This is a genomic window from Amycolatopsis echigonensis, assembly GCF_014174495.1.
Classification (GTDB): Bacteria; Actinomycetota; Actinomycetes; order Mycobacteriales; family Pseudonocardiaceae; genus Amycolatopsis; species Amycolatopsis echigonensis.
In genome coordinates this window covers 24,799-51,463 of the sequence record NZ_JACJHR010000035.1, presented here as the reverse complement: position 1 = coordinate 51,463, position 26,665 = coordinate 24,799, and the positions used below count along the sequence as shown (strand labels likewise).

The 26,665-nt window shown below is 70.7% G+C and carries 22 protein-coding genes; 15 read left to right on the top strand and 7 right to left on the bottom strand.

The window, feature by feature from the left end:
• Nucleotides 1-87 precede the first annotated feature (87 nt).
• From gltB to H5411_RS23930, 3 genes are all read left to right on the top strand, one after another.
• Entirely contained in the window at nucleotides 88-4,620 is a 4,533-nt protein-coding gene (gene gltB, locus H5411_RS23940; RefSeq protein WP_101434507.1) for a glutamate synthase large subunit, read from the top strand.
• A 65-nt stretch (nucleotides 4,621-4,685) separates the two neighbouring features.
• Nucleotides 4,686-6,137 (top strand): glutamate synthase subunit beta, encoded by a 1,452-nt coding sequence (locus H5411_RS23935; RefSeq protein ID WP_183125044.1) that lies wholly within the window; start codon nucleotides 4,686-4,688, stop codon nucleotides 6,135-6,137.
• Nucleotides 6,138-6,453: 316 nt separating this feature from the next.
• Nucleotides 6,454-7,551: a hypothetical protein gene (locus H5411_RS23930; RefSeq protein ID WP_246369155.1), complete on the top strand. Its 1,098-nt coding sequence runs from the start codon at nucleotides 6,454-6,456 to the stop codon at nucleotides 7,549-7,551.
• On the opposite strand, the gene H5411_RS23925 is transcribed toward H5411_RS23930, so the two are convergent.
• Nucleotides 7,535-7,999: a phage tail protein gene (locus H5411_RS23925; protein ID WP_101434509.1), complete on the bottom strand. Its 465-nt coding sequence runs from the start codon at nucleotides 7,997-7,999 to the stop codon at nucleotides 7,535-7,537. The genes H5411_RS23930 and H5411_RS23925 overlap by 17 nt on opposite strands.
• A gap of 315 nt (nucleotides 8,000-8,314) precedes the next feature.
• Between H5411_RS23925 and H5411_RS49000 the strand changes: the two genes are divergently transcribed.
• From H5411_RS49000 to H5411_RS23910, 3 genes are all read left to right on the top strand, one after another.
• On the top strand, nucleotides 8,315-9,409 hold the full coding sequence (locus tag H5411_RS49000) for a sensor histidine kinase (protein WP_101434510.1): 1,095 nt from the start codon (nucleotides 8,315-8,317) through the stop codon (nucleotides 9,407-9,409).
• 2 nt (nucleotides 9,410-9,411) lie between these two features.
• On the top strand, nucleotides 9,412-10,044 hold the full coding sequence (locus H5411_RS23915) for a response regulator (RefSeq protein WP_460431640.1): 633 nt from the start codon (nucleotides 9,412-9,414) through the stop codon (nucleotides 10,042-10,044).
• A gap of 73 nt (nucleotides 10,045-10,117) precedes the next feature.
• Nucleotides 10,118-10,687 (top strand): DUF4190 domain-containing protein, encoded by a 570-nt coding sequence (locus H5411_RS23910; protein WP_101434512.1) that lies wholly within the window; start codon nucleotides 10,118-10,120, stop codon nucleotides 10,685-10,687.
• Between the two features lie 4 nt (nucleotides 10,688-10,691).
• Here the strand turns inward: H5411_RS23910 and H5411_RS23905 are convergent, their stop codons facing one another.
• Both H5411_RS23905 and H5411_RS23900 read right to left on the bottom strand, forming a co-directional pair.
• Nucleotides 10,692-12,170, bottom strand: coding sequence for a cobyric acid synthase (locus tag H5411_RS23905; RefSeq protein ID WP_101434513.1), 1,479 nt, complete (start codon nucleotides 12,168-12,170; stop codon nucleotides 10,692-10,694).
• Between the two features lie 142 nt (nucleotides 12,171-12,312).
• Complete coding sequence (locus H5411_RS23900; RefSeq protein WP_101434514.1) at nucleotides 12,313-13,251, bottom strand: cobalamin biosynthesis protein; 939 nt, start codon at nucleotides 13,249-13,251, stop codon at nucleotides 12,313-12,315.
• A 36-nt stretch (nucleotides 13,252-13,287) separates the two neighbouring features.
• On the opposite strand from H5411_RS23900, the gene H5411_RS23895 reads away from it, so the two are divergent.
• From H5411_RS23895 to H5411_RS23880, 4 genes are all read left to right on the top strand, one after another.
• Nucleotides 13,288-13,893: a bifunctional adenosylcobinamide kinase/adenosylcobinamide-phosphate guanylyltransferase gene (locus H5411_RS23895; RefSeq protein WP_101434515.1), complete on the top strand. Its 606-nt coding sequence runs from the start codon at nucleotides 13,288-13,290 to the stop codon at nucleotides 13,891-13,893.
• Between the two features lie 10 nt (nucleotides 13,894-13,903).
• On the top strand, nucleotides 13,904-14,917 hold the full coding sequence (cobT, locus tag H5411_RS23890; protein ID WP_183125043.1) for a nicotinate-nucleotide--dimethylbenzimidazole phosphoribosyltransferase: 1,014 nt from the start codon (nucleotides 13,904-13,906) through the stop codon (nucleotides 14,915-14,917).
• A 358-nt stretch (nucleotides 14,918-15,275) separates the two neighbouring features.
• Nucleotides 15,276-16,031 carry an adenosylcobinamide-GDP ribazoletransferase gene (locus tag H5411_RS23885; RefSeq protein WP_312878580.1) on the top strand — a complete coding sequence of 252 codons (756 nt, stop codon included), beginning with the start codon at nucleotides 15,276-15,278 and terminating at the stop codon, nucleotides 16,029-16,031.
• A gap of 164 nt (nucleotides 16,032-16,195) precedes the next feature.
• Entirely contained in the window at nucleotides 16,196-17,341 is a 1,146-nt protein-coding gene (locus tag H5411_RS23880) for a hypothetical protein (RefSeq protein WP_246369154.1), read from the top strand.
• Here H5411_RS23880 and cobC read toward each other — a convergent pair.
• The 4 genes from cobC to H5411_RS23860 are packed head-to-tail and all read right to left on the bottom strand — an operon-like array spanning nucleotide 17,338 to nucleotide 22,283.
• Complete coding sequence (gene cobC, locus H5411_RS23875) at nucleotides 17,338-18,345, bottom strand: Rv2231c family pyridoxal phosphate-dependent protein CobC (protein ID WP_183125042.1); 1,008 nt, start codon at nucleotides 18,343-18,345, stop codon at nucleotides 17,338-17,340. The two genes, H5411_RS23880 and cobC, sit on opposite strands and share 4 nt — an antisense overlap.
• Nucleotides 18,338-19,690 (bottom strand): cobyrinate a,c-diamide synthase, encoded by a 1,353-nt coding sequence (locus tag H5411_RS23870; RefSeq protein ID WP_183125041.1) that lies wholly within the window; start codon nucleotides 19,688-19,690, stop codon nucleotides 18,338-18,340. Before H5411_RS23870 ends, cobC begins: the two co-directional genes overlap by 8 nt.
• Nucleotides 19,684-20,298 carry a cob(I)yrinic acid a,c-diamide adenosyltransferase gene (cobO, locus tag H5411_RS23865; RefSeq protein ID WP_183125040.1) on the bottom strand — a complete coding sequence of 205 codons (615 nt, stop codon included), beginning with the start codon at nucleotides 20,296-20,298 and terminating at the stop codon, nucleotides 19,684-19,686. The genes H5411_RS23870 and cobO overlap by 7 nt, the downstream gene beginning before the upstream one ends.
• Nucleotides 20,298-22,283, bottom strand: a complete 1,986-nt coding sequence (locus tag H5411_RS23860) for a putative cobaltochelatase (protein ID WP_183125039.1) — start codon at nucleotides 22,281-22,283, stop codon at nucleotides 20,298-20,300. The genes cobO and H5411_RS23860 overlap by 1 nt, the downstream gene beginning before the upstream one ends.
• A 70-nt stretch (nucleotides 22,284-22,353) precedes the next feature.
• Between H5411_RS23860 and cbiE the strand changes: the two genes are divergently transcribed.
• From cbiE to bluB, 5 genes are read left to right on the top strand one after another with little or no spacing between them, the layout of a single operon-like run.
• Nucleotides 22,354-23,502, top strand: a complete 1,149-nt coding sequence (cbiE, locus tag H5411_RS23855) for a precorrin-6y C5,15-methyltransferase (decarboxylating) subunit CbiE (protein ID WP_183125038.1) — start codon at nucleotides 22,354-22,356, stop codon at nucleotides 23,500-23,502.
• Nucleotides 23,499-24,260 carry a precorrin-4 C(11)-methyltransferase gene (gene cobM, locus H5411_RS23850; RefSeq protein ID WP_183125037.1) on the top strand — a complete coding sequence of 254 codons (762 nt, stop codon included), beginning with the start codon at nucleotides 23,499-23,501 and terminating at the stop codon, nucleotides 24,258-24,260. The genes cbiE and cobM overlap by 4 nt, the downstream gene beginning before the upstream one ends.
• Nucleotides 24,257-25,267, top strand: a complete 1,011-nt coding sequence (locus tag H5411_RS23845) for a Gfo/Idh/MocA family protein (protein WP_183125036.1) — start codon at nucleotides 24,257-24,259, stop codon at nucleotides 25,265-25,267. Before cobM ends, H5411_RS23845 begins: the two co-directional genes overlap by 4 nt.
• The gene (locus tag H5411_RS23840) at nucleotides 25,264-25,992 is read left to right on the top strand and encodes a cobalt-precorrin-6A reductase (protein WP_183125035.1); all 729 of its coding nucleotides are present in this window, start codon (nucleotides 25,264-25,266) and stop codon (nucleotides 25,990-25,992) included. Before H5411_RS23845 ends, H5411_RS23840 begins: the two co-directional genes overlap by 4 nt.
• On the top strand, nucleotides 25,989-26,633 hold the full coding sequence (bluB, locus tag H5411_RS23835) for a 5,6-dimethylbenzimidazole synthase (RefSeq protein WP_183125034.1): 645 nt from the start codon (nucleotides 25,989-25,991) through the stop codon (nucleotides 26,631-26,633). The genes H5411_RS23840 and bluB overlap by 4 nt, the downstream gene beginning before the upstream one ends.
• Nucleotides 26,634-26,665 lie beyond the last annotated feature (32 nt).

Here is a 26,665-nt window from a genome sequence, read left to right as displayed (position 1 = left end):
TTTCGGACCACTTCGTTAACCGGTTCAGAGATGAACCCCCCTTCGGAGTGAAAGAAACCGCGCCAACGCCTTGGGAGGCGGCCAGCCGTGACCCACCGTTCGAGCACCCCGGCCAGTGACGGCCTCTATGACCCCGCCTACGAGCACGATGCCTGCGGGGTGGCGTTCGTCGCGGACCTGACCGGTCGCCGAGACCATCAGATCGTGGCGAAAGCCCTTGTCGCGTTGAAGAACCTGGAACATCGCGGGGCACGCGGGGCCGAACCGGACACCGGGGACGGCGCGGGGCTGCTGATCCAGGTTCCCGACGCGTTCTACCGCGAGGTCGCCGGGTTCGAGCTGCCTCCGGAAGGCAGCTACGCCGTCGGCACCGCGTTCCTGCCGAAGGACGAAAAGCGCCGCGGCCGCGCCATGACCACCATCGAGCGGATCGCCGCCGAGGAGGACATGCGCGTGGTGGGCTGGCGCGAGCTGCCGGTCGACACCGCGCACTGCGGCCCGACCGCGGCGCAGAGCATGCCGCATTTCACCCAGCTGTTCCTGGCCGGGCGCAAGAACAATCTCGACGGTCTGGCCCTCGAGCGCGCCGCCTTCTGCGTGCGCAAGCGCGCCGAGCACGAACTGGTCGAGGACGACGTGTACTTCCCGTCGCTGTCCTCGCGCACGATCGTCTACAAGGGAATGCTGACCGAGCCGCAGGTCGAGAAGTTCTTCCTCGACCTGACCGACGAGCGCGTGACGAGCGCCATCGGCCTCGTGCACTCCCGCTTCTCCACCAACACTTTCCCGTCGTGGCCGCTGGCGCACCCGTACCGCTACGTGGCGCACAACGGCGAGATCAACACGCTCAAGGGCAACCGCAACTGGATGGACGCGCGCGAGGCGCTGCTCGAGACCGACCTGATCCCGGGCGACCTCAAGCGGATCTACCCGGTCATCACGCGCGGCGCGAGCGACTCGGCGTCCTTCGACGAGGTCCTGGAGCTGCTGCACCTCGGCGGCCGGTCGCTGCCGCATTCGGTGTTGATGATGATCCCGGAGGCGTGGGAGAACCACCAGGAAATGGACCCCGCGCGGCGGGCGTTCTACGAGTTCCACTCCACGCTCATGGAGCCGTGGGACGGGCCGGCGCTGGTGGCGTTCACCGACGGCGCGCAGATCGGCGCGGTGCTGGACCGCAACGGCCTGCGCCCCGGCCGCTACTGGGTCACCGACGACGGGCTCGTGGTGCTCGCCAGCGAGGTCGGCGTGCTGGAGCTGGACCAGGCGAAGATCGTCCGCAAGGGACGGCTGGAGCCGGGCCGGATGTTCCTCGTGGACACCGTCGCCGGCCGGATCGTCGAGGACGAGGAGATCAAGGGCCAGCTCGCTTCCGAGCACCCGTACGACGAATGGGTCGACGCCGGGCTGCTCCGCCTGGAGGAACTGCCCGAGCGCGACCGCGAGGTCCCGCTGCACGCCGCGCTCGTGCGCCGGCAGCAGGCGTTCGGCTACACCGAGGAAGAGCTGGAGACCATCCTCGAGCCGATGGCCCGCACCGGCGCGGAGCCGATCGGGTCGATGGGCAACGATTCGCCGCTCGCGTCCCTTTCGTCGGGTTCGCGTCCGTTGTTCGACTACTTCATCCAGCTGTTCGCCCAGGTGACCAACCCGCCGCTGGACGCGATCCGCGAGGAGCTGGTGACCGCGCTGGGCACGCAGATCGGCGCGGAGCCGAACCTGCTGGCCGCCGACGCGTCGTCGTGCCGCCGGATCGTGCTGCCGTTCCCGGTGCTGGACAACGACCAGCTCGCGAAACTGGTGCACGTCAACGACGACGGCGATCTGCCGGAGTTCCAGGCGGTCACCGTGATGGGCCGGTACAAGGTGGCCGGCGGCGGCGAGGCGCTGGTGCAGCGGCTCGACGAGATCCGCGCCGAGGTGTCCGAGGCGATCGAGGACGGCGCGCGGCTGATCGTGCTGTCCGACCGCGGGGTCGACGCCGACCACGCGCCGATCCCGTCGCTGCTGCTCACCGGCGCGGTGCACCACCACCTGGTGCGGGAGAAGACACGCACGCAGGTCGGCCTCATCGTGGAAGCCGGCGACGCGCGCGAGGTCCACCACATCGCGCTGCTGGTCGGTTACGGCGTGGCCGCGGTGAACCCGTATCTGGCGATGGCGACGGTCGAGGAGATGGCGCACCGGGGCCTCATCCCGGGCGTGACTCCCAAGCAGGCCACTACGAACCTGATCAAGGCGCTCGGCAAGGGTGTCCGCAAGACCATGTCCAAGATGGGCGTGTCCACTGTGGCCTCCTACACCGGCGCGCAGATCTTCGAGGCGGTCGGCCTCGGCGCCGAAGTGATCGACACCTGTTTCACCGGAACCACTTCGCGGCTCGGCGGCGTCGGCTTCGACACGCTCGCCGAGGAGGTCGCGCAGCGGCACGTCCGGGCCTTCCCGGCCGACGGCGTCCGGCCGAGCCACCGCGAGCTGGAAACCGGCGCGGACTACCAGTGGCGGCGCGAAGGCGAGCCGCACCTGTTCAACCCGCAGACGGTGTTCAAGCTGCAGCACTCCACGCGGTCGGGCAAGTACGAGATCTTCAAGGAGTACACGAAGGCGGTCAACGACCAGGCCGAGAAGCTGCTGACGCTGCGCGGGCTGTTCGACTTCAAGTACGGCGACCGGAAGCCGGTGCCGATCGAGGAGGTCGAGCCGGTTTCGGAGATCGTGAAGCGGTTCGCCACCGGGGCCATTTCGTACGGCTCGATCTCGATGGAAATGCACCAGACGCTGGCGATCGCGATGAACCGCCTCGGCGGCAAGTCGAACACCGGCGAGGGCGGCGAGGACCCGGAGCGGCTGTACGACCCGGAGCGGCGCAGCGCGGTCAAGCAGGTCGCCAGCGGCCGGTTCGGCGTCACCAGCGAGTACCTGGTGAACTCCGACGACATCCAGATCAAGATGGCGCAGGGCGCGAAGCCCGGCGAGGGCGGGCAGCTGCCCGGCGGCAAGGTGTACCCGTGGATCGCGAAGACGCGGCACTCCACGCCGGGCGTCGGGCTGATTTCCCCGCCGCCGCACCACGACATCTATTCCATCGAGGACCTGGCTCAGCTGATCCACGACCTCAAGAACGCCAACCCGGACGCGCGCATCCACGTGAAGCTCGTGTCCGAGGTCGGCGTCGGCACCGTCGCGGCGGGCGTGTCCAAGGCGCACGCGGACGTCGTGCTGATCTCCGGGCACGACGGCGGCACCGGCGCCTCGCCGTTGTCCTCGATCAAGCACGCGGGCGGACCGTGGGAGCTGGGCCTGGCCGAAACGCAGCAGACGCTGCTGGCCAACCGGCTGCGCGACCGGATCGTGGTGCAGACCGACGGCCAGCTCAAGACCGGCCGCGACGTGATGATCGCGATGCTGCTCGGCGCCGAGGAGTTCGGGTTCGCGACCGCGCCGCTGGTGGTGTCGGGCTGCATCATGATGCGCGTGTGCCACCTCGACACCTGTCCGGTCGGCGTCGCGACGCAGAACCCGAAGCTGCGCGCGAAGTTCAGCGGCAAGGCGGACTACGTGGTGAACTTCTTCGAGTTCATCGCCCAGGAGGTCCGGGAATACCTGGCGGAGCTGGGTTTCCGGTCGGTCGAGGAGGCCGTGGGCCACGCCGAGCTGCTCGACAAGCGCAAGGCGGTGGACCACTGGAAGGCCGCCGGGCTCGACCTGTCGCCGATCTTCCACGTGCCCGAGCTGCCGCCGCGCGCGGCGCGGCACCAGACCGTGAAGCAGGACCACGGGCTGGACAAGGCGCTCGACAACACGCTGATCCAGCTCGCCGAGGGCGCGCTGGCGTCCGGCGACAAGGTGCGGCTGGAACTGCCGGTGCGCAACGTGAACCGCACCGTCGGCACCATGCTCGGCTCGGAGCTGACGAAGAGGTGGGGTGGCGAAGGGCTTCCCGACGACACCATCGACGTCACCTTCACCGGCACCGCGGGCCAGTCGTTCGGCGCGTTCGTGCCCAGGGGCATCACGCTGCGGCTGTACGGCGACGGCAACGACTACGTCGGCAAGGGCCTGTCCGGCGGGCGGATCATCGTGCGGCCGCCGAAGGAATCGCCGATCGTCGCGGAGGACCACATCATCGCGGGCAACGTGATCGCCTACGGGGCCACGAGCGGCGAGATCTTCATCCGCGGCCAGGTCGGCGAGCGGTTCTGCGTGCGCAACTCCGGCGCGCTGGCGGTCGTCGAGGGCGTGGGCGACCACGGCGGCGAGTACATGACCGGCGGCCGGATGGTCGTGCTGGGCAAGATCGGCCGCAACTTCGCGGCCGGCATGTCCGGCGGCGTCGCGTACGTGCTGGACCTCCCCGCGCACCGGGTCAACCCGGAGATGGTCGACATCGACCCGCTGGACACCGCGGACGTGGACTTCCTCCGCGAAACCGTCGAAAAGCACTACAACGAAACCGAATCCGCCGTCGCGCGGGCCTTGCTGGCGGACTGGGACAGTGCGGTCGACCGGTTCGGCAAGGTCATGCCGAAGGACTACAAGCGCGTGCTCGCCGCTCAGGTGGCGGCCGAACGCGACGGGCGGGACGTGAACGAGGCGATCATGGAGGCAGCTCATGGCTGATAATCGCGAAGCCAGTTATGAGTGCCGACTGGGTGCGGGTATCCCGCAGAACACGGAGGCCGCACATGGCTGACCCCAAGGGCTTTCTGACCACCACGCGCGAGGAACCGAAGCGGCGTCCGGTGGACCTGCGGCTGATGGACTGGCGCGAGGTCTACGAGGACTTCGCGACGACCAAGCTGGAGAAGCAGGCCGGCCGCTGCATGGACTGCGGGATCCCGTTCTGTCACCAGGGCTGTCCGCTCGGGAACCTGATCCCGGAGTGGAACACGCTGGTGTGGCGGGAGGACTGGCAGCAGGCCGCGGAACGGCTGCACGCCACGAACAACTTCCCGGAGTTCACCGGCACGCTGTGCCCGGCGCCGTGCGAAACCGCGTGCGTGCTCGGCATCAACGACGACCCGGTGTCGATCAAGCGGGTCGAGATCTCGATCATCGACCGCGCTTTCGAGGAAGGCTGGGTCACGCCGCAGGTCCCGGTCGCCAAGACCGGCAAGAAGGTCGCCGTGGTCGGGTCCGGCCCGTCCGGGCTGGCCGCGGCGCAGCAGCTGACGCGCGCGGGCCACTCCGTCGTGGTCTACGAGCGGGCGGACAAGATCGGCGGGCTGCTGCGGTACGGCATTCCCGAGTTCAAGATGGAGAAGTTCCGCCTCGACCGCCGCCTCGACCAGATGCGGGCCGAGGGCACGGAATTCCGGACCTCGGTGAACGTCGGCGTGGACCTCACCGTCGAGCAGCTGAAGGCCGACCACGACGCGGTGGTGCTCGCGGGCGGCGCGACGGCGTGGCGCGACCTGCCGATCGAGGGCCGGTCCGCCGAGGGCATCTACCAGGCGATGGAGTTCCTGCCGCCGGCCAACCGGGTCGCGTCGGGCGAGCTGGCGGAGTCGCCGTACTCGGCCAAGGGCCTCGACGTCGTGGTCATCGGCGGCGGCGACACCGGCGCGGACTGCGTCGGCACGTCGCACCGGCAGGGCGCGAAGTCGGTGACCCAGCTGGAGATCATGCCGAAGCCGCCGGAGACGCGTTCGGAAGCGCACCCGTGGCCGATGTACCCGATGATCTACCGGGTCAGCTCCGCGCACGAGGAGGGCGGCGAGCGGCTGTACTCGGTCAACACCCAGGAGTTCCTGGCCGACGAGAACGGCCGGGTGCGCGCGCTGAAGCTGGTCGAGGTGCGCAACGAGGACGGCAAGTTCGTCCCGGTCGAGGGCACCGAGACCGAGCTGCCCGCGCAGCTGGTGCTGCTGGCGATGGGCTTCCTCGGCCCGCAGCGCGAGGGCCTGCTGACCGACCTGGGCGTGGAACTGGACCAGCGCGGCAACGTCGTGCGGGACAAGAACTTCCAGACCACTGTGGACAACGTGTTCGTGGCGGGCGACATGGGCCGCGGCCAGTCCTTGATCGTGTGGGCGATCGCGGAGGGCCGCTCGTGCGCGGCCGGCGTGGACGCCTTCCTGACCGGCCGGGACGTGCTCCCGGCCCCGATCGCGCCGACCGACCGGCCGATCTCCTGATGACTCGGAGCGGGCGCGTCACTGTCGCCGCGCTTCGCTCCGGCCAAGTTTCGGGGTTGACGCGTCACTGCCGCCGCGCTTCGCCCCGTTCAGTTTCGGGGTCAGCGTGTCACCGTCGCCGCGCTGGTCCCGGCTGTCGGGCGGGTGTGACAACGGCGTCGCACCCGCCCTTTTCGTGTGCTGGGCTCGCGGGTGGTCCGTGAAGGGCTCCTTGAGGGAATCTGATTCCTTCAAGGAGCCCTTCACGGACCTTCGAGAGCGCTCGGGGTCGTGCTCGGCGCGGTCACGATCCTGCCGAGCGCGTTCGGCGTCGTCGTTGTCGATTGTCGCGCTCCTGCTCGGCCTGGTGACCCTCGTGCGCGACATCCGCTTGCTGCGGAAACGGTGGTCCGGCTACGAGTTCACCGCGATCGTCGCGCCGTTCCCGATCGCCGACACCCCGCCGCCGCGCGCCTATCCCGACGCGCGGTACCTGGCGATTCCCGCGCGTGGCACGGCATTGGTCAGCGACGCCATCGACGCGGCGCTCGCCGAGACCACGTTCAGCATCACCGTCGCCGAGGATCCGTACCGGCTGCCCGCGAAGCTGAAGGCGACCGCGCCGCACGTGCTGCCGTTGCGGGCTCGCGGCCGGTTGCTGTTCAACGGCCCGATCGTCGGCATGCGCGGCGAACCGCTGCCGGTCGCCGGTGCGCGTCCGGCACCGATCGTCCTGCACCGCGCCCGGTTCTTCGACGCGGTCTGCACGAACGAACTGGCGTCGCTGCGCATCACGAACTCCGCCGACGGCCGCGAGTACGACCTGCGCCACGAGGAACTGACCGACTCGTCCGGAGCGCTGCGGACCCTCGCCGCCAGCACGCTCGCCGACCTCGTCGGCGTGTCCACGATCGCGTTCACGTCCGACGGCTTGCTCGTCGTCGTCCGCCAGTCGGCCCGGAACTCGGCCAGCGGGCTGCTGCTCGCGCCGTCCGGCAGCGGCAGCCTCGAACCGCAGGATCTCCTTACCCCACAAGGAGGAACCCGCCGGTCCCTGCACACCGCGGTATGTGCCGGAATGGAACGCGAGCTACGCGAGGAAGCCGCCGTCCTGCCCGGTGAAATCTCCTCGACGCGGCTGACCGGCTTCGCGCGCTGGCTCGAACGCGGTGCGAAGCCGGAATTCTTCGGCGTCACCCAGCTGTCCGTCGACAGCACGGAGCTCGCCAGCCGCCGCGCGAAGGGCGCGGAACGGCTCTACAGCGCAGGAGTCACCGGCGTGGAGGTGGACTTGGCCGCACTAGGCCGAGAGCTGGCCGACGGAGTACCGCTGATCGAAGCGAACGCACTGCCGCCCCGGCTGCGCGACAACAGTTCCCTTCCCCTGCTGCTGTGCCTGCGCAGTGCCGCGCTGCGGGTCAGTACTCGTTCTTGATCACGAAGTAGGACCCGCGGATCGTCCCGGCGAGCTTCGACTTCTGGCGCGCGAACTTGAACTTGTCAGCGAGTTCCTCCGGGACGTCCATCCCGTCGGACAGCTTGAACCCGACCGCTCGCTTGCCGCCCTCCTCGAGCGTGTACATGACGTTGATCGACAGGCCGCTCTCGTAGAAGACGTAAGCCATCCGGATGCCGTCGACCTCGAATTCGGTCGCCTCCAGCGGCCGCGAGGAGATGACGAGATCGCGTTCTTCCTTGAGGATGCGGTGCACCCAGTCGACGATCTCCGGTACCTCGGAGGCGGGCTCGACGGTGAAGACGTGGTCGTACTTGTTCTTGAAGTAGCGCGCCTCGTTCGCCCGCAGCCCGGCGAGCGCGTCCGCGACCGGGGAGGACTCCAGGCCGACAGTCGACACGGTGGTGAAATCGACGGCGTAGGACATGATCCGCACTCCCCGGGCTGGGTCTGGTCGCGACGCTCGGCAGAATACCCCGGCAGAGCCCTCCGGCAACTGGAGTCCGCTGCGCCGGGCACGTTTCTCCTGGTCGACGGCGGTCCGCGGAAGGACATGGACGCCGACCGGTTCTGAACGCGGCCGGGCATCACCGGCGGCCACCTCGCGTCCTGCTTGCCCGAGACGCCGGTTCCGAGTCCCGTGTGGACGGTCTGCTCGCCTCGATCGCGGCCGCCGAGCCGCGGGCTGCTTCCCTCGCGGACGCCAAGTGGGGGAATTTCGTGCAGGGCTTACGGTGGCTGGGTGCGCAACCACCTGATCGACTTGGCCGTGGCGCTGGCCGTGCTCGGCCTGACGGTGGCCGGGGAGCCGCCGGACGCGGGCCGTCCGTGGTTCTGGCCGATCGCGGTCGCGGTGATGGTCGCGGCCGTGCTGCTGCGCCGCCGGTTCCCGTTGCCCGCGATGCTGGTTTCGGTCGGCGTCGCGCTGGCGACTCCGCCGCTGTGGGCCACCTCCGTCACCCTCTACACGGTCGCGTCGCTGCGCGGGCTCCGCTGGCCGACCGCGGTCGCCGTGCTGGCGGAAATCGGGCTGATGGTGTCGTTTTCCCGGCCGTCGAGCCTTTCGGACTGGAAGACGTTCGGGCTCGCCCTCGGGATGATGGTCGTGGTCCCGGCGCTGGCCGGACTGTGGATGCACCAGCGCGCGGCGTTGCTCGACGCCTTGCGTGACCGCGCCGAGCAGGCCGAACGCGAGCGTGACCTGCTCGGCGAGCGAGCCGTGACGGCCGAGCGGCGGCGGATCGCGCGCGAGATGCACGACGTCGTCGCACACCGGGTCAGCATCGTCGCGCTGCAGGCGGGCGCGCTTACCGTGCGGGCCAAGGACGACGAGACCGCGCAGCTCGCCGAGGTGATCCGCGAATCGAGTTCCGCCGCGCTCAACGAATTGCGCGACATCCTGCGGGTGCTCCGCGACGACGGTCCCGAGCCGCGCTCGCTGCCGGATCCGAGCCTGCACGGGGTCCGCCAGCTCGCCGACGACCTCGCCGCGGCCGGTGCGCAGGTGCGCGCCACCCTGCCGGATCCGATGCCGGACGTGCCCGACCCGGTCGGACGCGCGGCGTACCGGGTCGTGCAGGAAGCGCTCACCAACGCCGCGAAACACGCGCCGGGAACGACAATCGACGTGCGGCTGTCCGCTTCCGACGAGGACCTGGTGGTCGAAGTGGCCAACCCGCTCGCCGATTCGGCCGGGCTGCCCGGCGCGGGCTACGGCGTGATCGGCATGCGCGAACGCGTCACGCTGACCGGCGGGACGCTCCGCGCCGGTCCGGACGGCGCGGGCAGCTACCGGGTGCGGGCCGCGTTCCCGCTGCGAGCGGAGGAATCGTGCTGAAAATCCTGCTGATCGACGACGAGGTGCTCGTGCGCAGCGGCATCCGGATGATCCTCGAATCCGATCCGGGGATCGAGGTGGTCGCGGAGGCCGGCGACGGTCGCGGAGTGCTCTCGCTCGTCCGCGAGCACCGGCCGGACATCGTGCTCACCGACGTGCAGATGCCCGAGGTCGACGGCCTGGAAGTGACCCGCCTGGTGACGGCCGGACCGGACGCGCCCGCGGTGGTCGTGCTGACGACGTTCGACCTCGACGAGTACGTGCACGAAGCGCTTCGCCACGGTGCCACGGGTTTCCTGCTCAAGGACACGCCGCCGCGCGAACTGGTCAAAGCGATGCACGTGGTGGGCAGCGGCGAGGCGATGCTGTCGCCGTCGATCACGCGGCGGCTGCTGACGCACTTCGCCACCGCCGCCACCCCGACGCCCGCCCGCGCGCGGCTCGAACCGCTGACGCCCCGCGAACGCGAGGTCGCGGTGGCCGTCGGACAGGGTTCGAGCAACGCGGAGATCGCCCGCGCGCTCGGGCTCAGCGAGGCGACCGTGAAGGTCCACTTGGGACGGATCATGGCCAAGACCGAGGCCGCGAACCGCACCCAGGTCGCGATTCTGGTGCACGACGCCGGGCTCGCCTGAATCGTTACCCCGCAAGGGGTTGCCACGTTCTATGCTCGACGCCGGGTCGGGGGGCCATTTCCGAGGGGACCCCATGCTGCCGCCGAAACCGTCCGGTCCAAGCTATGAAGACGCGCCGCCGGCGGAACCGCGCGGCACCAACGGCTTCGCGATCGCCTCGCTGGTCCTCGCCGTCCCGGCGTTCAGCCTGCCGCTGAGCATCGCGTTCGGAATCATCGCGCTCCGCCAGATCCGCGTGTTCGGCAACCCGGGCCGCGGGCTCGCGATCGCCGGGCTGTCGATCAGCGGCGCGTGGCTGGCGGTGCTCCTGATCGGGCTCGTGGTGGCCGGTCCTTCAGCCGGTTCGGACCCGCTCTTCCAAGCCCGTCCCGGCGACTGCTTCCGCTCGGGCAGCGAGGCCAGCCCGGTCTCCTGCGAGGACGCGCACGACATCGAGGTGTTCCACGTGCTCCCGCTGTCCGGCGGTTCGCTCCATGACGCCTGCGCGACCGAAGCCGAGCAGTACTTCGCCAGCAGCACACCGCCGGAGTACGTTCGTCTTGGCGCGCGGCAACCGGCCGAATCGGACTCGCACCCGCCGGAGCAGCACGCGGTGTGCACTTTGGAAACCGACTTCCCCACCACCGGCCGGGTCGTGCACTGACCGGTCAGGGCGCTCCCGGCGGCACGAACGGCAGGCCGCCCGGAGCCCCCGCCTCCGCCAGCGCCATCAGCATTCCGGTGTCCACTTCGGACTGGATCGCGTCGGCCAGCCGCTCCAGCATGTCCTCCCGCAGGTCCGCGAACCCCGGCGCGTCCTCGGCGGCCTGCCATTCGACGCCCGCCTGCGCCGCCGCTTCGGCAAGCCAAGCGCGACGGAACCCGTCGTTCTCCAGCGCCCCGTGCCACGTCGTGCCCCAGACCGAACCGACGCGGCAACCGTCCAAAAACGACTCCGCGTCCGCCGGGCCGGCGCTGCCGTGGTGGATCTCGTACGCGTCGACCCGATGCCCGCGCCATTCGCCGGTCGGGCGGCCGAGCACCTTCTCCCTCGCGAACGTCACGCGCGTCGGCAGCAGTCCGAGCCCCGCCACCAGCCCCGCTCCGGACTCGACATCGTCCTCAATGGACTCCGCGAGCATCTGGTACCCACCGCAAATCCCCAGCACCGGACGTCCCGCCGCGGCCCGTGCCGTCACCGCGTCCGCCAAACCCCTGTCACGCAACCACTTCAGATCGTCCACAGTGGCTCGTGAGCCCGGCAGCACCACCAGATCCGCCGCGGCGACGGTATCCGGGTCGGCAGTCAGGCTCACCGTCACGCCGGGCTCCGCCGCGAGCGCGTCCACGTCGGTGGCGTTGGAAGCCCGGGGAAACCGGACTACCGCGACCCGCAATCCGCGCTGCGCGGCTTCGTGCCGCCATCCGGCCGCGGCGAGGGCGTCTTCGGAGTCGATCCACACCCGGTCCAGCCACGGCAGCACGCCGAGCACCGGCCGTCCGGTGACCTTCTCCAGGCTGTTCAGGCCAGGCTGCAGCAACCCGACGTCGCCGCGGAATTTGTTCACCAGCCACCCCGCCACCAGCGCCTGGTCCTCGGCCGACAGCAGCGCGAGCGTGCCGAACATCGCCGCCAGCACGCCGCCGCGGTCGATGTCGCCGACGACCAGCACCGGCAGGGAAAAGCGCCGCGCCAAGCCCATGTTGACGTAGTCGCCGGAGCGCAGGTTGATCTCCGCCGGACTGCCCGCGCCCTCGCAAACGACGAGGTCGAACCGTTGCCGCAGCTCGGCAAACGTGTCGAAGGCGATCTCGGCGAGCCCAGCCCGCCCGGTGGCGTACTCCCCGGCTTCGAGGGTGCCGTACGGCTTTCCGAGCGCGATGACGTGACTGCGCCGGTCGCTGCCCGGCTTGAGCAGCACGGGGTTCATCGCCGCTTCCGGCTCCACCCGCGCGGCCCGCGCCTGCAGCCACTGCGCGCGGCCGATCTCCGCGCCGTCCGCGCAGACCATCGAGTTGTTCGACATGTTCTGCGCCTTGAACGGGGCGACCCGCACGCCGCGTCGCGCGAACCAGCGGCAGATTCCGGCGGTGACCAGGCTTTTCCCCGCGTCCGACGTGGTTCCGGCGATCAGCAGCCCGCTCATCGCGCCACCGTAACCGCTACCGCGGCCGCCCCGGCCAGCCGCCCCGTCTCGCGCAGATCATTCAGGCCGGACCGACGGCGATCACCCGACGGCTTGCGCACCACGCGACCACCACCTCCCATCGCCGCAGCCCGCGAGCCGCTCACCGAACCACCGCGATTCCCGCCGCGACCGCCAGCGCCGCCGCCCCGACCAACCGCGACAACCGCACCGCCCGGCGCACATCGCTCGCGACCGGCGGCCGTCCGTTCCCCAGCGTGCTCCGGCGCTCGACCTCGCCGTGATACGTGTTCGTGCCGCCGAGCCGGATGTCCAGCGCACCGGCGAAAGCAGCCTCGACCTGTCCCGCGTTCGGGCTCGGATGCGCGCTGCCGTCACGTCGCCAAGCCCGCCAAGCCGACCGCGCGTGTCCGCCCGCCAAAGGTGCGGCTACCGCAGTCAGCACCGCGCCGACGCGTGCCGGCACCAGGTTGGCCCAGTCATCGGTGCGCGCGGCGAACCAGCCGAAGTTCCGGTGCCGCGGCGAGCGGTAGCCGACCATCGCGTCGAGCGTGTTCACCGCGCGGTACCCGAGCAGGCCTGGCACGCCCGCGACCGCGCCCCACAGCAGCGGCGCCACGACCGCGTCGGACGTGTTCTCGGCGATCGATTCGGTGGCCGCGCGGGTCAGCTCGGCCGCGTCGAGGCCGGTGGCGTCGCGCGCGCAGAGGTGGCTGAGCCGCTGCCGGGCGGCGGGCAATTCACCCGATTCGAGTAATCGCGCCATTTCGCGGCCCTCGGCGGCGAGTCCGCGGCCGCCCAGGACGGCCCACGTCGCCGCGGCGGTCAGGACAAATCGGGCGCCCGGCCGGTTCCGGGCGACTCTTTCCGCGAGCAGTCCGAGCCCGGCCGCCGACCCCGCGCAGACCGCCGCGTAGGCCGCCCCGCGCGGCTTGGAATCGGCCCACCACCAGCGTTCCAGCTGGCCAGCGGCGGTGCCGAACGCCGCGACCGGATGCCCCCGGCGCGGGTCGCCGAACCAGGCGTCGGCGGCGTATCCGGCGATCATCCCGGCCGCGGTGACGGCTTGTCGGAGTGGCACGTGGCGAACCGTAGCGCGCGGGAGAGAATGCCGGGTATGACCAAGCTGACGCACCGGCTCGCCGGGTCTCTCGAAACCCTGGCGCGGGCCCTCCGCCGGTACGGACGCGACGACGGCAAGGTGCTCGTTCTCGGCGGGGTCCGCTCGGGCAAGTCGAGGCACGCGGAGCGGCTCGTCGCGCACCACCCCCACCTCGTGTACGTCGCTCCCGGGCTGCCCCCGTCGGCCGAGGACCCGGAATGGGCCGCGCGCGTCGAGGCGCACCGGGCCCGCCGCCCGCGCCACTGGACGACGGTCGAGACCACCGACCTGGCGACCGTGCTGCGCAACGCGACGAGCCCGTTGCTGATCGACTGCCTCGGCACCTGGCTGTCGCGGGTGCTCGACGAGGTCGGCGCGTGGTCGGGCAAATCGGGCTGGGAGCGCAGACTGGACGACCGGCTCGAGGATTTCCTCGCCGCGTGGAGCCAGGCGCGGGTGCCGATCGTCGCGGTCAGCAACGAGGTCGGGAGCGGTGTGGTGCCCGCAACGGTGTCCGGACGGCTGTTCCGTGATGTGCTGGGCGCACTCAACAACCGGGTGTCCGCCGACAGCGACCGGGTTTCGCTCATCGTCGCCGGGCGGGCACTCGACCTTCCGTGAGGAGCCAGCCGTGCCGAGTTTCGCCATTCCCGTCCCGGACGCCGCCGCCCGCGCCGCCGCCTTGGAGCGCCTCGACGGCCTGGTCAAACCGGTCGGCTCGCTCGGCAGGCTGGAAGAACTCGCCGCCTGGCTGAGCGCCGCGCACGGGGTGGTCCCGCCGCGCCCGCTGGACGACGTCCGCGTGGTCGTCTTCGCCGGCGACCACGGGGTGTCGGCGCAGTCGGCGTACCCGCGCGAGGTCACGGCGGCGATGGTGCGCGTGTTCCTGGCCGGACGCAGCGGGGTGACGGTGCTCGCGGCGCAGGTCGGGGCACAGGTGCGGGTGGCCGACATCGCGGTCGACTGGGATGCCGCGGACGTTCCCGAGGAAGTCACCGCCCACAAGATCCGCCGCGGTTCGGGCGCCATCGACGTCGAGGACGCTTTGGCCCCCGGCGAGGCTCTTGCGGCGTTTGAGGCGGGACGCGCCATCGCTGCCTCGGAGTCCACAGCGGACATTCTCATCCCGGGCGACATGGGCATCGGCAACACGACGGTGTGCGCTGCGGTCGTGGCTTCGGCTCTGGGCCTTCCCGCGAACGAGGTGGTGGGCACCGGTACCGGCGTGTCCGGGGAGGCTTTGGAACGCAAGACCGCGGTGGTCGCCGCCGCCCTGTCGCGCCGTCCCGTGACCGACCCGTTCGACCGCCTGACGGCCCTCGGCAGCGCCTGCCTCGCCGCGACAGCCGGGTTCCTGGTGGAAGCGGCCAGCCGCGGGATCCCGGTGGTGCTGGACGGAATCTTCTCGGCGACGGCAGCCTTGGTGGCCCGGGACATCGCGCCGGGTGCGGAGCAGTGGTGGCTGGCGGGGCATCGGTCGACGGAGCCCGCGCAAGCGTTTGCGTTGAAGGCGCTGGGGTTGACGCCGATCTTGGACCTGGGCCTCCGGCTCGGCGAGGGCAGCGGAGCGGTGCAAGCGGTGCCGACCCTGCGGGCGGCGCGCGCGGTGATCGCGGAGATGGGTTTGCTGGCGGACCTCGGGTGACCGGTTTGGGTGCGGGGCGGGCTTTGCGCTGGGATTCGTGCGGGCCTTGGTTCAAGCGTCGGGCTGCGGTTCTGGGCGAGATTGGGTCGGTGGACCAGCTCGGGGCGCGGGCTGCGGTTCCGGGCTGGATCGGGTCGGTGGACCAGCTCGCGGTGCGGGCCGAGGGTCTGGCCGGGGTTCAGTCACGGGATCGGCGCGGTATTCGTTCCGCCGCGGATCGCCCCAATGTCACTTTGGGTGCGTGGGACGCCACAGCAACGGCACTCGGCGCGCCCAGCGCAGCATCCACGCCCCCACTTGCATCCAATGTGCCCTTCGGTGCGTGGTGCGCACCCAATGTCCCATCAGGATGCAACCCGTGACGCCTGTAACCGACGGGATCCGCCTCGCCGTGGGCACCTTGACCACCGTCCCGATCCCTGCTCCGCGCAAGATCGATCGGCGGGTCGCTGGGGTGGCGATGGCCCTCGGCCCGCTCGCCGCGCTCCCCCTCGCCGCGGTGGCCGGGCTTATCGTTGCGGGTGGGGTCGCGCTCGGGCTTCCTGCTCTGGCCGTCGCCGCGCTGGCGCTGGGGGCGGTCGCACTGGGCAGCCGCGGGTTGCACCTCGACGGACTCGCCGACACCGCCGACGGGCTCGGTGCCTCCTACGACCGCGCGAAAGCCCTCGACGTCATGCGCCGCGGCGACTCCGGGCCCACCGGTGTCGCGACGCTGCTCTTCGTCCTGCTTGTCCAGACCGGCGCGCTGACCGGCGCGATCTCGCACGGCCACGGGATCGCCGCAGCGGTCTTGTCCGTCCTGTGTGGACGGTGTGTGCTCTCGCTGTGCTGCGCCCGAGGAGTCCCTTCGGCCCGCCCGGAGGGGCTGGGCGCGACGGTCGCCGGATCGGTGCCGATCCTGGTCGCCGCGGCGGTGTTCGTACTCGCGGCGGGATGCGCCGCGTTGACGCCGGGATTGCCGTGGTGGCGAGGAGTTCTCGCGGTGGGGCTCGGTTACGCGGCCGCAGCGGTGTTGCTGGCCCGATGTGTCCAGCGCATCGGCGGCGTGACCGGCGACGTCCTCGGCGGTTGCGTCGAGGTCGCGGTGGCCGCGGCGTTGCTGGCGACCGCCTGAACGAGCTCCCTCGGCAGCGGGTGTGCGTCGGCAGACCCGCCCCGGGCTGCGGCGGAAGCCAGACCCGTGTTACGAAGGGGAGGTCCGCGACTCATGACCGAGGGGACCTCGTGGCATCCAGCACGCCCGCTTCTGCGCGCCTCACCCGGCGTCGGCTGTTTCAGTTGTCCGCCGGTTTTTCCGTTCTCGCCACGGCTTCCTGCAATTCGACACAGGAGAGCCCCGCCGCGAACACGGCGTTGCCCAAGCCGGACGGGGCACTCGGGGCGAACTTCAACGCCGACCCGGACACCATGGGCTGGGACGAGCTTCAGCGATCCGGCGCGAAGTGGGTGCGTGGGTTCACCGCGATGCCCGACCTGGACAAACAGGACGCTGCCGAGAACCCGACGATCAAGACGCTGCTGCAAGCGGCCGATCGCCGGTACGGCACCGTGCTGTCCCTCAAGTTCCCTTATTTTCCCGAGTCCCACAAGCCGATTCCGCGGCCCGGGACCCCGGCGATGCAGGCCGATCTCGCGCGGGTCGACAAGGTGCTGCCCGCGGTTATGGACAAAGTCGACATCCTGGTGATCGGCAACGAACCGTTCATCGAATGCCCGCAGTCCGACTGGAACAACGGCGCGCTCAACGAATTCTACGAGACGATCGCCGCCCATGTGATCAAGGAGCGCAAGGGAAAGACCGCCTTGTACATGGGCGCGCTCAACAATCTCGAGGATCCGAAGTGGACTGGCGCGGGCACGGAACGCTGGATGAAATACGTCCGCGACACGCCGGAGATCGAGGGCACCGACATCCATCCGCACGTCGCCGCCGCGGACGACGTTCAGGCGTTTCTCGATTACGTCCTGCCCAAGCTGGGCGGCAAGAAGTTCCTCGTCACCGAGTTCTCGCTCGTCCAGCTGTGGAAAAAACACCTCTCGGACCGGATCTCCGCCGAGTACGCCGCCAAATACCACGTGCCGGAGGACACCAAGGTCTGGCAGGTCATCCGCAACGCGCTGCACCAGCCGTTCCCCAAGCCGCGGTGGGACGATTTCCTCCGCACCAGCCCGTGGTTCGAGAGCAACAAGACCTTCCTCACCGACCAGATGACGAAGTTCCGCGCGACCGGCAAACTCGCCGTCGCCACCTACGGCATCGACCAGGGCATCTCGGCGGCCAAGGGAGCGGACTTCGGGCCGGAAACCCCGCCCTGGCTCCTCAACAGCGTGTTCGCCCGGGCGACCGTCCAGAAGAATCCCGACGGCACCGTTGCGCCGAACTACGCCTGGCTTGAGCAATTCACCGCTCTCCAGAACCGTTAGCCCAACGCAGCGAGGAACGCGTCCGTCGTCGCGCGGTCGCGGACGGCGATGCGCAGGTGGTCTGGGCCCAAGCCGGGGAAAGTGTCGCCGCGGCGAACGGCGTAGCCTGCTTCGCGCAGCCGCAGGCGGACGTCCGCTCCACCCGGGACGCGGATCAGCACGAACGGACCGCGCGGGGTGCCGAGCACGGGAATTCCCCGGGCGGCCAAGCCTGATTCGAGGTAGTCGCGATCGGCTTCCGCGGCGGCGGCCAGTTTTTCGGCTTCTTCCAAAGCAGCCGGGCGACAGCAGGCGACCGTGGCGACAGCGGCCAAAGTGGACACTGACCAGGGCGGCTGCACGGCGCGCAACCGGACGATCAGCGGTGGTTCGCCGAGGACGTATCCGGCTCGCAATCCGGCCAAGCCCCAGGTCTTGGTGAGGCTCCGCAGCACCACCACGCCCGGGATTCGTTCTCCGGCAAGGCTTTCGACCTCTCCCGGAACGGCATCAAGGAAGGCTTCGTCCACCACGAGCACCCGGCCCGGGCGCGCCAATGCCCGCAGCGAAGCGGCTGGGTGCAGGACGGAGGTCGGATTGGTCGGGTTGCCGACGAAGACCAGGTCGGCCGAATCGGGGACCATTGCGGGGTCCAGCCGGTAACCGTCCACTTCAGACAGAATGACCCGGTCGACAGAACGTCCGGCCGCGCGCAGAGCGGCTTCCGGTTCGGTGAATTGCGGGTGGACCACCACCGGGTGCTCAGCCGGAAGAGACGCCAGCAGCGTGAACGCTTCCGCGGCACCGGCGGTCACCAGGACGTCGTCGAAATCCCGGCCATGTCGCACGGCAACGGCTTCCGCGGCACGAGTCGGATCCGGGTAGGCGGCCAGGTCGTCCAGGGCGGCGGCGAGTTCCTCGCGCAGCCACGCCGGCGGAGCCGGAAGCCGGACGTTCACGGCCAGATCGACGAGTCCCTCGCCGACTTCGCGATCGCCGTGGTGCTGGAGGTCGTACTCAGCCATGGACCGCCGCCAGGGAATGTGCGCGCACCCGCGAGGCGAAACGATCCGCCAGTTCGGGATGTCCGGCCCAATGAACGTGCAAATAGGACGCGTGCAGCGAAGCCGAGGCGAACCCGTCCAGGCCGCGGTCCCAGCCCCACGCGGCGGTTTCACCGTGCGCGGGAGCGATTTCGGTGCGATGGAATTCGTGTCCGGTGACCCGCTGTCCGGCCGCTGCGAGCACGTTGTCCGCGACCGCGACTGCCCGGCGGTAGCCGAGCTTCCCCCGTGCAGTCATGGTCGCGTCCGCGGCGACGGCACCGACCATCGGCAATCCGTCCAGAGACCGGCACAGGTACAGCAAGCCCGCGCATTCCGCGCTCACCGGCATGCCCGCGTCGATCGCCGCTCCGACGGCCGTGCGAAGCTCCACATTGGACGACAGTTCGGCGCCATGCACCTCCGGGAATCCGCCGCCGAAGTACAGCCCGGCACACCCCGCGGGCAAGGTCGTGTCCCGCAAGGGATTGACGTCCACGACGTCGATGCCGCGCGCCGCCAGCAGCTCGATGTTCTCGGCATAGCGGAACGTGAACGCCGGACCGCCGGCAGCGGCGAGCGTCGCCCGTGGACCATCCCACTCCGGCCCGGCATTCCACAACGGACCGGTCAGCGCCGGTGCGCTCCGAGCGACCCGCACGATGGCTTCGAGATCGACCCCGGCAGCGACCCAGCCCGCCAGTTCCGGCAGCAGCCGCTGAGACTCCGCGGCCCGTTCGGCCGCGGGAACCAGCCCGAGGTGCCGGCTCGGCGCGTGCACGTTTTCGTTGCGCCGCAACGCACCCAGCAACGGAACACCGGTCGCCTCCAGAGCCGTGACGATCTCGTCCTCGTGCCGTTGCGAGCCGAGTTTGTTCAGGATCACCCCAGCGAGCCGGACGCGCGTGTCGTACTGTGCGAAACCCAGCACTGTCGCCGCGACGCTGCGCGAAGCCGCCGAGGCATCGACCACCAGCACGACCGGGGCGTCGAGCAGCCGCGCGACATGGGCGGTCGACGCGTAGCCTTCGGTGCCCAACGCGCCGTCGAAAAGGCCCATCACGCCTTCGATGACGGCGATGTCCGCGCCCGCGGAACCGTGGCGCAGCAACGGAACCAGCGTGTCCTCGCCTTGCAGGAACGGGTCCAGGTTCCGCGCCGGGCGGCCGGTGGCCAGCGAATGGTAGCTGGGGTCGATGAAGTCCGGGCCGACCTTGTGCCCGGACACGGTGTGCCCGGCGGTCCGCAACGCGGCCATCAGCCCGGCCGCGATGGTGGTTTTGCCGTGCCCGGAACCGGGCGCGGCGATGACGACCCGTGCTACCACTCGATCCCCCGCTGGCCCTTCTGCCCGGCGTCCATCGGGTGCTTCACCTTCGTCATTTCAGTGACCAGATCCGCGGCTTCGATCAATTCCGGCGGCGCGTAGCGACCGGTGATCACCACGTGCTGATGCCCGGGCCGGGAGGCCAAGGCGGACACCACGTCGTCCACCTCGAGCCAGCCCCATTTGAGCAGGTAGCTGAATTCGTCCAGGACATAGAAATCGTGCGTCTCGGCGGCGAGCCGGCGTTTGATCTCCGCCCAGCCTTCGCGCGCGTTGGCGGCATGGTCCTCTTCGGACCCTTGTTTGCGCGACCAGCTCCAGCCCTCGCCCATTTTGTGCCATTCGACCGGGCCGCCCTGCCCGGTGTCGTCGTGCAGCTTCCCGAGCGCCTTGAACGCCGCTTCCTCGCCGACGCGCCATTTCGCCGACTTCACGAACTGGAACACGCCGATCGACCAGCCCTGGTTCCACGCGCGCAACGCCATTCCGAACGCCGCGGTGGATTTCCCTTTCATCTCGCCGGTGTGCACGGCGAGCAGCGGACGGTTGCGGCGCTGCCGCGTGGTGAGCCCGTCCTTCGGCACGACAGCCGGTTTTCCCTGCGGCATCAGGCAGCCCTCCCCGTCCGTTCGCGCACGGCCGAGGCCAGCGACTCGGCGGCCACCTCGGACAGCGGCACGTGTTCGGCGCCCAAATGCCCGGCCAATTCCGCGGCCAGGCCCAGGCGCATCCGTCCGGTCTCGCAGTCCATCACGATCGTCGTCACGCCGGTGAGCAACCCCGCCGCGGCCTTGGCCCGGGCCACCGCGTCGGAGCCGCTCGTGGCGCGGCCGTCGGTGACGAGCACCAGCAGCGGCCGACGTCGTGGATCCCGGATCGCCTCGACCCGCAACACTCGCGCGGCTTCCAGCAAGCCCTCGGCGAGCGGCGTGCGTCCGCCGGTCGGCAAGCCGTCGAGACGGGCCGCCGCGGCTTCGACGCTGATCGTCGGCGGCAGCGCCAGCTCGGCCTCCGCGCCACGGAACGTGACCAGACCGACCTTGTCCCGCCGTTGGTAAGCGTCCAACAGCAGGGAAAGCACGGCGGTCTTCACTTCCCGCATCCGGGCCCGCGCGCCCATCGAGCCCGACGCGTCCACACAGAACAGCACGAGGTTGCCTTCGCGGCCCTCGCGCAGCGCGAACCGCAGATCCGCCGAGCGCACTTCGAGACCCGCCCCGGACCGGCCCCGCGCCCGCTGATGCGGTGCGGCCGCACGGATCGTCGCGACGAGGTGCGGACGTCCGTCCCGGACGCTGGGCGGCTGCACGCCGATCGTCCGGCCAGTATCGGTGATCGCGCGCGACCGGCGGCCACGCTCACCCTCGCCGGTGCCCCTCACCCGGAACACCCGTGCCCGGAACGTATCCCCGGCACCAACCGTCTTCTGCGGCGAAGACCCATTGCCCGAAGGGGTTTCGCCGTTGTCGCCAGGCGGCGGAGCGCCGTCGGAACCAGACGGACCGCCGTCGGGCATCGGCCCGCTGTCGTCCGGTCCGGGGCCGCCGCCGGAAGGGCCGTCGTCGTCCGGTCCCTCAGGAGGCGGCTGCGCGTCCTCCAGCGCCTGTTCCAGCTGTTCCTCGGAAATCCCCGGCGCGTCAAACGGATTCCGCCGCCGCCGGTGCGGCAGCGCGAGCCGCGCCGCGACCCGGATGTCCTCCGTGGTGACCTCGCTTCGACCGGCCCACGCGGCGTGCGCGACCGCTGTCCGCGCCGTCACGATGTCCGCGCGCATGCCGTCGACCTCGAACGACGCGCACACCTCGGCGATCTGCCGCAGCGCTTCGTCCGGCAGCTTCACCGACGGCAAAAGCCGTTGCGCCGCTTCGATCTCCGCCGCCAGCGCCGCATCAGCCGAGGCGTAACCCTCCGCGAAACCGTCCGGATCCGCCTCGTAAGCAAGCCTCCGCCGGACGACCTCGACGCGCTGCTCCGGATCCCGGCTCGACGCGACCTCGACGGTCAGGCCGAACCGGTCGAGCAGCTGCGGCCGCAGCTCGCCCTCCTCCGGGTTCATCGTCCCGATCAGCACGAAGCGAGCCGCGTGCGAGACGGAAACGCCCTCGCGCTCGACCGTCGCCCGGCCCATCGCCGCCGCGTCGAGCAGCGTGTCCACCAGGTGGTCGTGCAGGAGGTTGACCTCGTCGACGTACAGCAGCCCGCGGTGCGCGGCGGCCAGCAGGCCGGGCTGGTAGTCGGTGACGCCCTCGGACAGCGCCTTCTCCAGGTTCAGCGAGCCGACGACCCGGTCCTCGGCCGCGCCGACCGGCAGCTCCACCAGCCGCGCCGGCCGCCGGTGCGCGGGAACGCCCTCCGCGTGCGGCCCGTCCGGGCACGCCGGGTCCGGGCTGGCCGGGTCGCAGGAGAACCGGCAGCCGTCCACCACGTCGACGCCCGGCAGCAACCCGGCGAGCGCGCGCACCATGGTCGACTTCGCGGTGCCCTTCTCGCCCCGCACCAGCACCCCGCCGACCGCGGGCGAGATCGAGGACAGGACGAGCGCCAGACGCAGGTCCGGCATCCCGACGACAGCGGTGAACGGATAGGGCTTCAAGAGCACTCCCTCGTGGGTCGGCGTCCGGCCGATCATCGCACAGCGAAGCTCTCGCTTAGGGTGGGAAATCGTGCGCGAAGAATCACGCCTGACGGTGGTCGGGATCGGGGCCGACGGGTGGGCCGGGCTCACCCCCGCGGCCCGCGACGCCGTGCGGCGGGCGGACGTCGTGCTCGGCGGGCGGAGGCAGCTCGAGTCCTTGCCGGAAGGCCTCCGCACCCGGCCCTGGCCGAGCCCGCTGCTGCCCGCGCTCGACGAGATCCTCGCCGAGCAGACCGGCAGGGTGTGCGTGCTGGCCAGCGGCGATCCGTACCTGTCCGGCATCGCCACCACCCTCCGTGACCGCGGCTACGCGCTCGACGTCCACCCAGCGGTCTCGTCGGCGACGCTGGCCCGCGCGCGGCTCGGCTGGTCGTTCGAGGAAACCGAGGTCGTGACGGTGGTCGGCCGGGCCGTTCACCGGGTCGCGCGGGCGTTGGCGCCCCGCCGGAAAGTGCTGGTGCTGGGCGGCTCCGCGGCAGAACTGCGCGAGCTGCTCAAAGCCCGCGGGTACGGCGATTCCGCCCTTACCGCCTTGGAAAACCTCGGCGCGGACGACGAGCGGATCGCCGACGGCTGGACCCACGACCCCGGTCCGCTCACCGTCTTCGCCGTGCTCTGCCAAGGCCCCGGCCTCCCGCTCGTCGGCCTGCCCGACGACGCCTTCGAGCACGACGGCCAGCTCACCAAACGCGACCTCCGTGCCTCCGCCCTCGCCCGCCTCGCGCCGGCTCCAGGCGAACTCCTGTGGGACGTCGGCGCGGGCGCGGGCAGCATCGGCATCGAATGGTCCCGCGCGCATCCGCTGAACCGCGCCATCGCGATCGAACGCGACCCGGCGCGCGCCGCACGCGTCCAGCGCAACGCCAATACCCTTGGCGTGCCGGAACTACAGGTGGTCACCGGTCCGGCACCCGAAGCGCTGGCCGGGCTCTCCCGACCGGACGCGATCTTCCTCGGCGGCGGTCTGACCGTGCCCGGCGTCCTCGACCGATGTGTCGAAACCGACGCCCGGATCGTCGCGCACGGTGTCACTCTCGAAGCCGAGCAGATCCTGGCCGCCGCGTACACCCGGCACGGCGGGGAGCTGCAACGGATCTCCGTGGAGCACGCGAAACCGCTCGGCGGGTTCACCGGATGGACGCCGTCCCGAGCAGTCACGCAGTGGAGCTGGAAATGACCGTTTACTTCATCGGCGCCGGACCGGGCGCGGCCGACCTGATCACCGTGCGCGGCCGCGACCTGCTCGCGCGCTGCCAGGTGTGCCTGTACCCGGGCAGCATGACGCCGACGGACCTGCTCGCCTATTGCGCGCCGGACGCCGAACGCGTCGACACCGCGAACCTCAGTCTCGACCAGATCACCGCCAAACTGATCGAAGCGCATCGAGCCGGGCACGACGTCGCTCGGCTGTGTTCGGGAGATCCGTCGCTGTACAGCGCGGTCGCCGAGCAGGTCCGGCGGCTGGAACCGGAAGGCGTGCCGTACGAGATGGTGCCGGGCGTTCCGGCGTTCGCCGCGTCGGCCGCCGTGCTCGGCCGCGAACTGACCGTCCCGGGAATCGGGCAGAGCCTCGTGATCACGCGCGCGCAGGCGAGGTCCACCGCGATGCCGGACGCCGAAACGCTGGCGAATTTCGCCCGCACCGGCACGACTCTCGCGCTGCACCTGGCGATCAACCACATCGAGCGCGTCACCGGGGAACTCGCCGGGCACTACGGCGAGGACTGTCCCGCCGCCGTCGTCGCGCTGGCCAGCCAGCCCGGCGAAACGGTGGTCCGCGGCACGCTCGCCGACATCGCCGGCCAGGCGCGCGCCGCCGGAATGACCCGCGCGGCCACGATTTTCGTCGGCCGGGTCCTCGCCGCGGGCGGATTCCCGGACAGTTTCCTGTATTCGAGCACCCGCGACCGAGCGAGCCAACCGGAGTCGTTGTGACCGATCTGCGCTGGGGCCTGCTGGCCACCGGGACCATCGCCGCCGAATTCGCCGCGGGCGTCGAGCAAAGCCGTCACGGTGTGCTCGCCGCGGTGGCGTCGCGCACGGCCGAGCGGGCGCGGGATTTCGCCACCAGGTACGAAATCCCGAAGGCGTACAACAGCTACGAGGCCCTCCTGGCGGACCCGGAGGTCGACGCCGTCTACGTCGCCACTCCGCACGCGCTGCACGAGGAATGGGCGATCCGCGCCGCCGAGGCGGGCAAGCACGTGCTGTGCGAGAAGCCGCTCACGATCACCTCGGCCGACGCCGAGAAAGTCATCGATGCCGCGCGGCGCAACGACGTTTTCCTCATGGAAGCGTTCATGTACCGGCTGCATCCGCAGACGCGACGGCTGGTCGAGCTGATCGAATGCGGCGCGATCGGCGAGGTCCGCGCCGTGGACGTCACGTTCAGTTTCGACTCCGGCGAGAACGACGCGGCACGGCTGGGCGACCCCGCGCTCGGCGGCGGCGGAATCCTCGACGTCGGCTGCTACTGCACCTCGCTCGCACGGCTGGTTTCCCAGGCCGCGACCGGAATTCCGGCGGTGGAGCCGACGCGGGTCACCGGCATGGCGCGGCTCGCCGAAAGCGGCGTCGACGAGTTCGCGATGGGCCTGCTGCGGCTGCCCGGCGACATCATCGCCCAGCTGTCCTGCGGCTATCTGCTCACCCAGGACGACCACATCCGGATCTACGGCACCACCGGCCAGCTGTACGTGCCGAAGCCCGCGTGGATCCACGAACTGCGCGCGCCGGGCGTTTCGACGATCGTGCTGACTCCCTCCGGCGGCGAGCCGGAGGTCATCGAAATCGAAGCCACCCAAGGGATTTACGCCCGGGAAGCGGACTACGTCGCCGCGCACGTCGCGGATCGGCAAGGCCCGGAGCTGACCTGGGCCGAAACGCTCGCCAACCTGCGCACCCTCGACCGGTGGCGCACGGCGGTCGGGTACGGGCGATGACCGTCCTGATCCTCGGCGGCACCGCGGAGGCCCGCGACCTCGCCGCCCAGCTGCACGAACGCGGCGTCGCGGTGATCTCGTCGCTGGCCGGACGCGTCACGCGACCGCGGCTTCCGGTCGGAGAGGTGCGGATCGGCGGGTTCGGCGGCGTCGAAGGGCTTACCGCCTGGCTGCGCGAAAACGGCGTCCGCGCGGTGGTCGACGCCACGCATCCGTTCGCGGAACGCATCGGGGCCAACGCTTTCCACGCCACCCAAGCTGCCGGCATTCCTCTTCTGCGGCTCGCTCGCCCCGGCTGGCAGCCGGACGGGGACGACCGCTGGCATTGGGCCGACGACCTCGAAGAAGCCGCCGCGCTCCTGCCCGGCCTCGGCACCCGCGTGTTCCTCACCAGCGGCCGCCAGGGCCTGGCCGCGTTCGCCGACCTCGACCCGCTGTGGTTCCTGATCCGCTGCGTCGACCCGCCCGGGCAGCCGCTGCCGCGCCGGCACGAGGTGGTGCTCGACCGCGGGCCGTTCCGTCTCGACGGCGAACGCGCGCTGATGACCGAACACGACATCGACGTCCTGGTCACCAAGGACAGCGGCGGCGCGATGACCGCCGCGAAACTGACCGCCGCGCGCGAACTCGGCCTGCCGGTGGTCGTCGTGCGCCGGCCTCCCCGACCGTCCGCTACGGAAACCGCGGACGTAACCGCCGCTGTCGAATGGGTGCTCAATCAATGATCGAGTCGTTCTACGAAGTCCTGCACCGCCGCCGTGACGTCCGCGCCGAGTTCACCGGCGAGCCGATCGACGACGCCGTCCTCACCCGGGTGCTCGAGGCCGCGCACGCCGCGCCGAGCGTCGGGATGAGCCAGCCGTGGGACTTCGTGCTCGTCCGCGACCCCGCCACGCGCGAGGAATTCGCCCGCCACGTGCACGAGGAACGCGACGTGTTCGCCGCGTCGCTCGACGGCGAGCGCGCGGAGACGTTCGCCAAGATCAAGGTCGAAGGCATCCGCGAATCGAGCCTCGGCATCGTCGTCACCTACGACGAGCAGCGCGGTGCCCCGGCCGTGCTCGGGCGGCACGCGATCGCCGACGCCGGGCTGTACTCGGTGTGCCTGGCGATCCAGAACCTGTGGCTGGCCGCGACCGCGGAGGGGCTCGGCGTCGGGTGGGTGAGTTTCTACCGCGAACCCGCGCTCGCGAAACTGCTCGGCATCCCCGCCGGGATCCGCCCGGTCGCCTGGCTGTGCGTGGGCCCGGTCACCGCGCTGGCCGAGGTTCCCGACCTGGAGCGGCACGGATGGCGCAGCCGCGCGCCGCTGGCCAGCGCGGTCCACCACGAGCGGTTCACCCCGCGCGAAGAGGGGTCAGCGTAGCCCGGCCAGGGTGACCCAATAGATTCCTTCTA

Bases quoted from the DNA above. Each gene is read 5' to 3' on its own strand.
- H5411_RS23935 (WP_183125044.1), top strand. From the start codon at position 4,686: ATGGCTGACCCCAAGGGCTTTCTGACCACCACGCGCGAGGAACCGAAG.
- H5411_RS23925 (WP_101434509.1), bottom strand. From the start codon at position 7,999: ATGTCCTACGCCGTCGATTTCACCACCGTGTCGACTGTCGGCCTGGAG.
- H5411_RS23910 (WP_101434512.1), top strand. From the start codon at position 10,118: ATGCTGCCGCCGAAACCGTCCGGTCCAAGCTATGAAGACGCGCCGCCG.
- H5411_RS23905 (WP_101434513.1), bottom strand. From the start codon at position 12,170: ATGAGCGGGCTGCTGATCGCCGGAACCACGTCGGACGCGGGGAAAAGC.
- H5411_RS23895 (WP_101434515.1), top strand. From the start codon at position 13,288: ATGACCAAGCTGACGCACCGGCTCGCCGGGTCTCTCGAAACCCTGGCG.
- cobC (WP_183125042.1), bottom strand. From the start codon at position 18,345: ATGGCTGAGTACGACCTCCAGCACCACGGCGATCGCGAAGTCGGCGAG.
- cobO (WP_183125040.1), bottom strand. From the start codon at position 20,298: ATGCCGCAGGGAAAACCGGCTGTCGTGCCGAAGGACGGGCTCACCACG.
- cobM (WP_183125037.1), top strand. From the start codon at position 23,499: ATGACCGTTTACTTCATCGGCGCCGGACCGGGCGCGGCCGACCTGATC.
- H5411_RS23840 (WP_183125035.1), top strand. From the start codon at position 25,264: ATGACCGTCCTGATCCTCGGCGGCACCGCGGAGGCCCGCGACCTCGCC.
- bluB (WP_183125034.1), top strand. From the start codon at position 25,989: ATGATCGAGTCGTTCTACGAAGTCCTGCACCGCCGCCGTGACGTCCGC.